An 11224-nucleotide genomic window follows, 5' to 3' on the forward strand; every position below is an offset into this window, starting at 1 on the left:
CGAGGATCGTATTTTTTATTAACATATACTTAAAATAACGACCTTATCGCCGGTATATTTTAAACATTATTTTAATAATGCTTCCTATAATTAAGAATATGGCAATTTTAAAACCATTTCCGTGTAAAAAGTCCAATCAGGGTTTTAGGACTTATAGTGACAACAAACCGAATACTCTGGTCGTAGCCAGGATTTCCTATTTCCCAGCCTTTATTAGAATATAAGGGGAAGTACAACTCAAAGTAATCGGTGACCAGGTTAAGCCTGATCCCCGAATCGTAAACAAAACGCGGGGATAGCCCCTTATTCTTAAGGAACCCGAGGTCACCGTATAATTCAATCCAGCGCCAGAGGCTGAAGCTGCCATTGGTGGTAATGATCCATTCATTGGCAAAAGGGTTTTCCAATTGCGATTTAAACCCTCCTTCTGCAATAATTATTTGCTGGCTGAACAAGCCTGAATCCTCAGACCTTCCCAGGTAATTGTAATCGAACAGGTAGTCGGTGGGGCGGTCCAATGCAAAACTGAAGTAATCCGAATCGGTATTGTTCCTCAGAAAAGCACCTGCGAAGAAACGCAGGTTTATCTGCCGGTTATTGTCCAGCAACCGGCGATATTCCATATTCAGGGATAGTTTAGTAAAGTCTGAGGAATGCTGACCGTCTGCAAACCAGTAGAAATAATTTATAATACCATTATTGATGAAACTGAACCGGGTGTTGAATACGGAATAGTCAGGTTCAGTATCCAATTCGCCAAGGGCAGGGTCTATGGTCCGGAATACATTTACGTAACGGAACAACAAATTGCTCCGAATATTGGAAATAAGGTTGGAAGGCCTCCAGCCGAAGCTTACGGAAGGTACCACGGTAGAATAGCGCGAATTGGTCTGAAAATGAAAGGAGGAACCCCTGATGGCGTAATTGGTCTCGTAGAAACCGGTTTTTCCATGGAATTTTGTATACTGGAACCTTCCGTAGCCCACCATTGACTGTTCATTCATGGCGTATTGCGGGGCAAAATCAAAAACAAAGGGCCTGGCCAGCAGGGTCTTGTTGGTAAACCGCAACCCTGGCGTAATCCCGTCATAGATATTGAAATTGGCTATAGGCATGTAAAATACCTGGTTGTAGTAAGGATCCTCGGCATCCCTGAAAAACTGTAGTTTTAACTTTTTATTACCGGACAAAAAGCCCCCAAGGGTTTTCCAATTGTCCCTTTGATTGAATTCCGGGATTTTCTGATCATAATTTAGTACGAGGCGCTCGGCCCCCTCGGAGGGAATTTGAAAGGTCTGACTTTCCTTAATCCCTGAAAACCAGAATTTGGACACTACAGAGTCATTTTTAATCCCAAACAGGGAAATAGGGACCATGTTACCCGTTTTGTTTTTGATGGTAACCTGCAGGGAATCTTCTGTTTTCTCGATGGATTTGATTTTAAAATCAATACGATCATCACTATTCACGTAGCTGTCAAAAAACCAGTCGATTGATACCGGGGCGTGCTTTTTAAGGATTTTTTCAAAATCATCGGCATTAACCGGCTTCAGCGCGTAGGTTGTGTAAAATTCAGTTATGGCCTTATTGACAGCTTCTTCCCCCAGATATTCCTCAAGATAAGCCAGGCCCAGGCCTGCTTTGTAGGTATTGGCAATTTTCTGATTGAACTTAATCAGTGAATCATTGGGGGTTGAAAGGGCCTGATCCAGGTTTTTGCGTGCAGTAAGCATGTAGAGAAACGGATACTGTTCATTAAAATCCATCTGGGCCAGTTTAAACCCCTTTATCAGCCAGATATTTGACAGTTTCCCCAGTAACTTCTGATCCGGATAATAGGTTTCCACATAGCGGATCATCAGAAAATTGATCAGGGCATCGTTGACCCATTTATCTTTTCTGGGATCCAAAAACAGGGTTTCCCGGAGAAAACTGTTAAGGGCAGTTTTCAGAAATTTCATTTCAAACTGAAACTGCTCTTCATACGGCCTGATAAAAGAGGGCAACTGATTGAGGCCGTAGAGAGGATTCTTGTTGAAGTCGATCTCGCTTACCAGAAGTTGTTCATAGGGGAAATCACCCAGGTTTTCATGAATAAATCTTGTGACTCTGTCCATAGAAACGCCCTGGTAAACCGCGTCATAGCCAGGAGTCTGAATATCCGTTACCACAAAGAGGTGGGAGGTCAGGTGTTTTTGAAAGGGCCGGTCTGTATTGAGGATAATATCACAGCTTTTCCGGTTCTTTCCCTTCAAGGATGCAAACTGCTGATTGGGAAAACTGGAAAAACTCTGGTCGTTATAGTTGGTTCCCATAAACAGGGAATCAGGATATATAAAGTTAATACTGGTGTTGGTAATATCTGTATAGAGGTCTTCCAGGTTTTTGTTGGAATACAGCTTCCATCCGTTGTCATAAACGGCCGGGGTAAGGTACCAGTCCCTCAGATAATAGCCGCCCTTTGAATTATAGCCATAGGGGGTATATTTGTCAGGGGGTAACTGAACCGTATAGGTAATCAGCAGGTTGACGGAATCCCCGGGGGCCAGGGCCTCATTCAGGTCAAAACGCACCAGGTCTCGTTCGGGCTCCCTTTCCCACTTAAGTTGGCGGAATTGGGCGTCTACTACTGTTAATAGGTCTGTAAACCCCCTTTCGTTTGGCTTGGCAAGATGCAGTGATTTTTTAAAATCCTCAGCCAGGCGTTTGGCCAGAGGCGTTTTTTTTGAGGAATAGGCGTGTGTCCAGTCATTGAAATACAAGGAAGGGAGGGGGTCATTAGAATCGTTCACATACAGGAAATCCTGCTGAATCTGGATGACATGGGTGTCTTCCCGTAAGGTGGCATTAATGGTGTTCTGATGCTGAGAAAACAAAGGGTTTCCACAACAAAATACAACCAGAAACGCAACCAATGGTTTCACTCTGCAGTAAATGATGCCCTCCTTTTTGTGCATTTTAAAAATTTGGACTTAATGTATGTCCTCTGTAGAAGGAATCGATTATGTCGACAACCTGATCAGCAGAATCTGCCAGGTGGATAAGGTCTAAATCTTCCGGACTGATGTTTCCAGCCTCCAGCATGGTATTCCTGATCCATTCCATCATCCCCTGCCAGAAGTGCGTTCCCACCAGAATGATAGGGAACTTTGCAATTTTACGGGTTTGAATAAGCGTCAGGGCCTCAAACAATTCATCCAATGTTCCAAAGCCTCCCGGCATGACTACAAAGCCCTGAGAGTACTTTACAAACATAACTTTTCTGACGAAAAAATAATGGAAGTCCAGACTTTTATCCTCATCGATATAGGGGTTATTGTGCTGCTCAAAGGGGAGGTCTATATTCAGGCCAACCGAAGTCCCGCCTGCCTGGTGTGCCCCTTTGTTTCCTGCCTCCATAATTCCCGGCCCGCCACCGGTAATAATACCATAACCGGCCTCCGCCAGTTTTTTGGATACGGATACGGCCAGTTCGTAGAAAGGCTCTGAAGGTTTGATACGTGCCGAACCGAAAATACTGACGCAGGGACCGATAAGGCTCATTCTTTCATAACCATTGACAAATTCGCCCATGATTTTGAAGATAGCCCAGGAATCATTCGTTTTTATCTCGTTCCAGCCTTTGTGCTTTTCCTCTTTCATATCCTTCTAAACGTATAAATGCTGTAAAACTTATTTGTTAGCCTTTCTTTGTCAGGCCATTGTTTTTTCCGGGAATAGTTCCTGTTTTAAAAATCGTGCTGTGTAACTTTTCGGGTCACGGGAAACCTCTTCAGGGGTTCCAACAGAAACGATCTCCCCGCCGGAGCGACCTCCTTCATAACCGATATCTATAATATGGTCAACCATCTTTATAACATCAAGGTTATGTTCAATTACCAGAACCGTATTCCCTTTGTCAACCAATTTTTCAAGGACCTCCATCAATACCCGGATATCCTCGAAATGCAGACCGGTAGTGGGCTCGTCCAGTATATAAAAGGTATTGCCGGTATCCCTTTTGGATAACTCCGTGGCCAGTTTGATCCGCTGCGCCTCTCCACCGGAAAGGGTGGTAGATTGCTGGCCCAGTGAAATATAGCCAAGGCCCACATCCTGTATGGTCTTCACTTTTCTGTAAATTTTTGGGATGTGTTCAAAAAACTCCACAGCTTCATCCACCGTCATTTCCAGGACATCAGCAATAGATTTCCCTTTGTAGCGGATTTCGAGGGTTTCCCGGTTGAATCTTTTGCCATTACAGGTTTCGCAATCTACGTAAACGTCTGGCAGGAAATTCATCTCAATAACCCTAAGGCCCCCACCCTGGCAGGTTTCACACCGGCCGCCTTTTACATTGAAACTAAAACGGCCTGGCTTATAGCCGCGAATGGAGGCTTCAGTGGTCTTGGCGAACAGACTGCGAATTTCACTGAATACTCCGGTATAGGTAGCGGGATTGGAACGGGGAGTTCTCCCGATCGGAGCCTGGTTGATGTCGATAACCTTATCGATATGCTCTAGTCCCTCAATGCTCTGATAGGGCTTTGGTTTTTTGACCCCATTGAAATAATGGGCGTTCATAATGGGGTAAAGGGTTTCGTTCACCAATGTAGATTTTCCACTTCCGGATACCCCGGTTACGCCTATCATTTTCCCCAGTGGGAATACTGCGGTAATATTCTTCAGATTATGTCCGCTGCAACCTTTTAAAACTATTTCTTTGCCGTTTCCCTTACGCCTTTTTTGCGGAACCGGAATGCTTTTTACGCCGCTCAGGTAATCCGCAGTGAGGGTATGGTGCTGGCGCACGGCTTGGGGAGGTCCTTCTGAGATTATTTCACCCCCGTGTTTTCCAGCCCTGGGTCCGATATCTATTACATGATCTGCATGCTCTATCATATCGCGGTCGTGTTCCACCACCAAAACGGAATTCCCTATATCCCTGAGTGACTTCAGGGATTCAATCAGTCTGTGATTATCCCTTTGGTGTAACCCTATACTGGGTTCATCGAGAATGTAAAGCACCCCAACCAGCTGTGAGCCGATCTGGGTTGCCAGGCGAATGCGCTGGGCTTCCCCGCCCGACAGGGTTTTGGATCCACGGTTCAGGGAGAGATATTCCAGGCCAACGTCGAGCAGGAACTGCAGGCGCGTATTGATTTCCTTGATAATCTCCTCTGCAATTTGAAGCTGATCCCCTTCCAGGGTGGCCGTCAGCCCCTTAAAGAATACTGCAAGCTCTCCAATATCCATGGCTGCCAGTTCAGCAATATTCCGATTGGCTATCCTGAAATAGCGCGATTCCTTTTTCAGTCGGGAACCTTCACACTGCGGGCAAACAATTTTATCCATATACTCCTTCGCCCAGCGCCGGATACTGCTGGAGTTGCTTTCCGAGTACTGGGTTTTCAGAAAATGTGCAATCCCTTCGTAATCTATTTTGTATTGCCGCCGTACCCCCAGGGTTTTGGAATCCACTTCAAACTTTTCATTTCCCCCGTCTAGGATAACTTTCAAGGCATCTTCCGGGATCTGTTCTATGGGGTCTGACAGATCAAAACCAAAGCGCAGGGCAATGGTTTCCAGTTGTTTAAACGCCCATGATTTCTTGTATGTTCCCAGAGGGGCCAGACCACCCGCTTTGATTGAGAGTTTTGGATTCGGGATAATTTTATCAGGGTTGACCTGATGTACATGACCCAGCCCGTTACAATTGGGGCACATCCCTTTGGGGGAGTTGAAGGAAAAGGTGTTGGGCTCTGGTACAGGATACGAAATACCGGACTCCGGACACATCAGGTCACGACTGAAATAGCGGGCTTCAGATTGCCCCGCTTCAATAACCATCAGGACATTCTCCCCGGCATACATGGCTGTCTTAATGCTTTCATCCAGCCTTTTGATCAGCTCCTTCTGATTGTCCAGCTCCAGCCGATCTATAACAATTTCAATATCATGGGTTTTGTAGCGATCTACTTTCATCCCTTTTTCAAGATCCCGAATTTCGCCGTCAACCCGGACTTTTACGAATCCCTGTTTTGCGATCTGTTCAAATAGCTCCCTGTAATGTCCTTTACGGGAGCGGATTACCGGGGCCAGGATATTGATGCGCTTTCCCCTGTAATCTTCGAGGATAAGGTCCCTGATCTGGGTGTCGCTGTAACTGACCATTTTTTTACCAGTATGGTAACTGTATGCATCCCCGGCCCTGGCAAATAGTAACCTGAGGAAATCATAAACCTCTGTAATGGTCCCCACAGTAGACCTGGGAGATCGGGAGGTGGTTTTTTGCTCTATGGCAATAACAGGGGAGAGGCCGTCTATTTTATCAACATCAGGCCGTTCCAGACCTCCTAAGAACTGCCTGGCATAGGCTGAGAAAGTTTCAATATAGCGTCTTTGTCCTTCGGCATAGATCGTATCGAAAGCAAGTGAGGATTTACCGCTTCCGGAAAGTCCGGTGATTACCACCAGTTTCTCGCGGGGGATATCAACATCTATATTCTTCAGATTGTGTACCCTGGCCCCTTTAACCGATATCATTTCCTGCTGTTCATTCATGCCAATGCCAAAAGTTGCAAAAATACAATTTTGCCAAGGAAATAAGAAGGCGGAATAATCTTTAAGTTTCTTAAATTCGGACCTGTAAAAATGCCTGCCAGGCGTAAAAACAAATTTAACTTATGGAAATACTGGGTATTGGTTCGCGGATTAATCATTCAGAATACGGAAAAGGAGTAGTTGTTAACGTAAGCTCAAAATATTACTGGGTGTCTTTTATAGATAAAGGCCTGGAAACCATTGAGCCGGATAGTGATTATGAAGTAATTGAAGCACTGCAGGAAGATGTGGACAGCATTAGTTTCTCAGAAGTAGAAATGAGCCTTATCAGTATCCTCCGAAAATGGAGTGACATCAGTACAAGTTCACCTATTGCCGACAAGTGGAGGGGCGGAAAACTGCTAATGCAACCTGGAGACCCAAACCTGACAGCCAAGGAGGTTCCAATAGACACCTTTTTTCATAAAATTGTAATGGTAAGGGACCGTATCCGGGTCATGGAACAAAAAATCAATGCGAGCAAAAATCTGGATGACCAGGAAAAAGTAGACCTGCAGCAGTACATTACCCGTATTTATGGCAGCCTTACCACCTTCAACGTTTTATTTAAAATCCAGAGCGATCAGTTTGTGGGCGAACGCAGTAAATAAGCATTCAAAGGTATTATATGGCCGCCCGTATGGCATTGTAGTTGCCCCGGGGTTCCTCAGATCCGTTCGCTGCACCTCTTTTACTGGTGATAACTAAGGCCCGGGTACCGGAATAGCTTTCCGCATTCTGTACATTTAAGCTTTTCGCACGCTTATTTTTGGCAGGGATGGATGCTTCCCCGGAAACCATCTCTATCACCCCGTTTCTGGATAACAGGCTGTAATTGCGTTTGGAATCGCTGATAAGCCAGTTCCTGTGTCCATAGCGATTTCTGTAAAATTTGCTGATTAGCGGCAGGACGTTGTGATGCGGACATATTTGAACAGATAACAAACCATCTTCCAATTGAACAAAGTTGAGGGATTTCTCAAGTTGCTGTTTTTCCCTGCTAACCCGTTGTTCCAAAATTTCCAAATGCCTTGTGAGCCTGTTTAATTTTTCAGATCTGTCAGGGTCTGTATATTTAAACAATAAATAGGTATAGCGATAAATAAGTAATTCTATATCAGTGTTTTCGCTTAGAAAGGCAAAATAAACCAATCTTGATTTTTCCTTCCCTTTCTCCTCTAAGGATTTCCATATGGCCCTTGCCTTGTCCGTACTTGCCGGCAGGTATCTGGAACCCTTAAATAAAAGTTCCTGAGTGCGTTTAGTGGATTGAATACTTAGTGGCGTGCGATCATCAGTTAAGATGAAGTGCAAAGCAGAAAGGAAACCTATAAAGGAACCATCGTACAAATAATTATGACCCTGAACTTTTTTCATTTGATACAGATTAATGATTAGAAATAGGATATAATCCAAAAATATGTAAATATTCCTAATTATGGAAATAATCCTGATTTTATTTTGGAATATATCCAAATTGCGTATATTTGAGAAAATCGCGTATTAAAAGAGAAGGGAATGGAAAACGAGCTTAGTGCCAAAAGGTTTACGGAAGTAAGGAGAGAATTAAACTTCACACAGGCCGAATTTGCGGATTTGCTGGGGATAACCAAGACCACTGCCGATATTGAACGCGGCAGAACAAAATTATCCGGGAAAGTGGTGGCAGAATTACTCCGGCAATTTAAAATTAACCCGCTATGGCTTTTTGGCGAAAGCAATCAGCGGTATCTGGAAGCATCTTCTGTCAGTGTAATGCCTAAAGTTGTAACGGTTGACCAGGCTGATAATGAAAATATGGTGTTGGTAAATGCCAAGGCCGCAGCCGGATATCCCCAAAATATTCACGATACCAGCTGGTACCGGCAGCTACCTGCTTTTGACCTTCCCATTCCGCAATTCAGAAATGCGAGTTACAGGGGCTTTCAAGTAGAAGGGGAAAGTATGTTGCCCAATCTGAGGCCCGGAGACTGGGTTTTGGCCCGTGCCGTTGAAAGCCTCGATGACATAAGTGCCAACAGGATCTATGTAGTGGTATTGCACGATGCCGTCCTGGTTAAAAAAATCGAAAAGATCCCGGGCTCTGACCGTTTGCGTTTGATTTCCCTTAATGAGTCTTATGCGCCATACGAAATAGAAACTTCCCAACTTCAGGAGCTCTGGTTGGTGAGCAGCAAACTCACCTTTAGCATAGATGCAACCACCGAAAGCGGTTTGTTGCGACAATTGCAGCAATCCATGGACGAACTGAAAGAGAAATTAGCAAGGGCCTGAACAGGTTTAAAACCCTGCCGCCGTGTCATCTCCTCTTGGGTCGGCACCGGCTTCCAGCCTGCCGTCCGGAAGGAGCAAAATAGCATCTACTTTCCCAATCACAGGGGTTCGGTCCTCATTAATAAAATATCCTTTGCTGCGCAGGCTTTCTTTTAGAGTCTCCGGAAAACCCTCTGGTTCAAATATAACCTGGTCCGGCAACCATTGGTGGTGAAAACGGGGGGCACTCACAGCCTGCTGCATACTCAGGTTAAATTCATATACATTCAATATAGTCTGCGTTACGGCAGTGATAATCGTTGATCCCCCTGGGGTACCCACAACCATCCAGAGATCGCCATCCTTTTCAACTATGGTAGGGGTCATACTGCTGAGCATGCGCTTTTCCGGGGCTATGCTGTTCGCTTCAGCTCCGATTAAACCAAACATATTGGGTGTCCCGGGTTTGGCACTGAAGTCATCCATTTCATTATTCAGGAAAAACCCGAGGGATTCGCAATACAATTTTGAGCCATAAGCACCATTGAGAGTAGTGGTAGCAGAAATTGCATTTCCCCATTGGTCCACAATTGAATAATGTGTCGTTTCTGCGCTTTCATAAATCTGTATCTGCCCCTCCTGAATACGTTCTGAAGGAGTGGCTGCTTCAAATGAAAAATCAGACATCCTTTCTTGCAAATACTCCGGATCCAACAAGATATCCATGGGGATTTCGGTGAAGTCCGGATCGCCCAGGTAATAATTCCGGTCGGCATAGGCTCTGCGGGCTGCTTCGGTAAAAAGCTGTATGCTCTTTACTGAATTGTGCCCGAAAGAGGCCATGTCATAGGGCTCAATCATTTTTAAGATCTGGTTCATGGTTACCCCGCCGCTACTGGGCGGGGCCATGGATATAATCCGCAATTCCTTATAGTCGAAAACAACCGGCTCTCTCCATTTTGCCTCATATCGCTCCAGGTCTTCCATGGTGATATACCCACCTTTATCCTGCAGGAATGCTACCAGGGTGCGTGCAGTTTCACCTTCGTAAAACTCCTCCCTGCCATTAGTCGCTATCCTCCTAAGGGTAGTCCCCAAGGCGGCGTACTTAAGGGTATCTCCGGGTTTACAATGATTCGCAAAAAGGATACTGTCTCCGTTTACCTCTATCATCGCCTCGCGATAATTTGCGAGTCGCTCCGCTTGCTTTTCGGTTACTGCCACTCCTTTTTCTGCAAGCTCAATAGCGGGTTGCAACAGTTCGTGCATTGGCAGGCTGCCAAATTTTTTATGTACCTCAAAGACAGCGGCAACGGTGCCGGGTACGCCAACCGCGGTAGCGCCTTTCCTACTGAGATCCGGGATCGGGTTTCCAAGTGAATCCAGATACATATTCTTATTGGAGGCCAGCGGGGCTTTTTCCCTGTAATCCAGGGAGCCAATACTGCCATCCGCCTTGCGGTATACCATAAAGCCGCCTCCCCCCAGGTTACCGGCAAAGGGATAGGCTACTGCAAGGGCGATCTCGGTTGCAATCATAGCATCGAAGGCATTTCCCCCTTTTTGCAGGATATCCCGGCCAATACGCGAGGCTTCCTCCCGGGCTGATACAACCATGGCACTATCATGTACCACTCCCGTAGGCTCGGGCGGGTTGGTCCTGCAACTGATCAGAACAGCTGAAAAGGAAAAAATGAGGAAGGACAGGCGGATAGTGCTGTAAACGCTCAACAGGTATTTTGCTTTCAAAGTGTATGTATTTTTTGTCTGGAAAAGATAATTAATTCCTCGAAAAACAAGCGGAACTCCGCTTCAAATTCTGGATAATGCATCTCCAGCTCCCGGATTGCGCGATCCATACGACTCCTGTTTCGGGTTCTTCGATTCATGCCCTGAAGGACTTTTTCAATGCCCTCCATCCGGGAATAATTGAGCAGCCAGTTATCCGATACCATATAGGGTAACATCCCCTGCACCCTCCCGGGAAGCAATTCAAAATGATCTTCCAAAAGGGCGTAGAATTTCTCAGTAAAGGCCTCCAGGGGCTCTGCAGAATAGTCAGACCAGTTCCTTGCCAGGAAATGATCGTAGTAAATATCAATAATTACCCTGCTGTAATGCCCGTAATTGGAATGCAAGCGTTTGCTGCTTATCCGTGGAATGGGATGGCTGTCTGTGAAGGTGTCTATTTGCCTGTGCAGCAGTATCCCTTTACGAATATCGTCAGGATAGGTTTTGTACGCTTTGCCCCGAACACTATCTGCAATAAAGTTGCCAATGGCCAGGTGGTCGTTGTCAAAAGAGAGGTAGATATGTGCGAGGAAATTCAATTCAGCAGTTGTCTTTGGCAGATAAAAGTACAAATTCAGCAGTTTATTAAAGTTCCCAT

8 protein-coding genes are annotated in these 11224 nt (G+C 45.4%); 2 read left to right on the forward strand and 6 right to left on the reverse strand.

Annotated elements, in window-relative coordinates; genetic code table 11:
- Positions 1-107: 107 nt before the first annotated feature.
- From ACT6NV_RS13480 to uvrA, 3 genes are read right to left on the reverse strand one after another with little or no spacing between them, the layout of a single operon-like run.
- Entirely contained in the window at positions 108-2957 is a 2850-nt protein-coding gene (locus ACT6NV_RS13480; protein ID WP_445384963.1) for a metalloprotease, read from the reverse strand.
- Position 2958: 1 nt separating this feature from the next.
- Positions 2959-3642: an LOG family protein gene (locus ACT6NV_RS13485; protein WP_445384964.1), complete on the reverse strand. Its 684-nt coding sequence runs from the start codon at positions 3640-3642 to the stop codon at positions 2959-2961.
- Positions 3643-3693: 51 nt separating this feature from the next.
- Positions 3694-6543 (reverse strand): excinuclease ABC subunit UvrA, encoded by a 2850-nt coding sequence (gene uvrA, locus ACT6NV_RS13490; protein WP_445384965.1) that lies wholly within the window; start codon positions 6541-6543, stop codon positions 3694-3696.
- Positions 6544-6665: 122 nt separating this feature from the next.
- Between uvrA and ACT6NV_RS13495 the strand changes: the two genes are divergently transcribed.
- Positions 6666-7193 (forward strand): hypothetical protein, encoded by a 528-nt coding sequence (locus ACT6NV_RS13495; RefSeq protein ID WP_445384966.1) that lies wholly within the window; start codon positions 6666-6668, stop codon positions 7191-7193.
- Positions 7194-7206: 13 nt separating this feature from the next.
- On the opposite strand, the gene ACT6NV_RS13500 is transcribed toward ACT6NV_RS13495, so the two are convergent.
- A complete protein-coding gene (locus ACT6NV_RS13500; protein ID WP_445384967.1) occupies positions 7207-7959 on the reverse strand; it encodes a DUF4130 domain-containing protein in 753 nt (250 codons plus the stop codon).
- 141 nt (positions 7960-8100) lie between these two features.
- Here ACT6NV_RS13500 and ACT6NV_RS13505 point away from each other — a divergent pair, with 141 nt between their 5' ends.
- A complete protein-coding gene (locus ACT6NV_RS13505) occupies positions 8101-8856 on the forward strand; it encodes an XRE family transcriptional regulator (protein ID WP_445384968.1) in 756 nt (251 codons plus the stop codon).
- Positions 8857-8862: 6 nt separating this feature from the next.
- Here ACT6NV_RS13505 and ggt read toward each other — a convergent pair whose 3' ends face one another.
- Positions 8863-10548 carry a gamma-glutamyltransferase gene (gene ggt, locus ACT6NV_RS13510; RefSeq protein WP_445386702.1) on the reverse strand — a complete coding sequence of 562 codons (1686 nt, stop codon included), beginning with the start codon at positions 10546-10548 and terminating at the stop codon, positions 8863-8865.
- A gap of 32 nt (positions 10549-10580) precedes the next feature.
- Positions 10581-11165 carry an acyl carrier protein phosphodiesterase gene (locus ACT6NV_RS13515; protein WP_445386703.1) on the reverse strand — a complete coding sequence of 195 codons (585 nt, stop codon included), beginning with the start codon at positions 11163-11165 and terminating at the stop codon, positions 10581-10583.
- Between the last annotated feature and the right edge of the window lie 59 nt (positions 11166-11224).

The sequence above is a fragment of the Robiginitalea insularis genome (genome assembly GCF_052497835.1).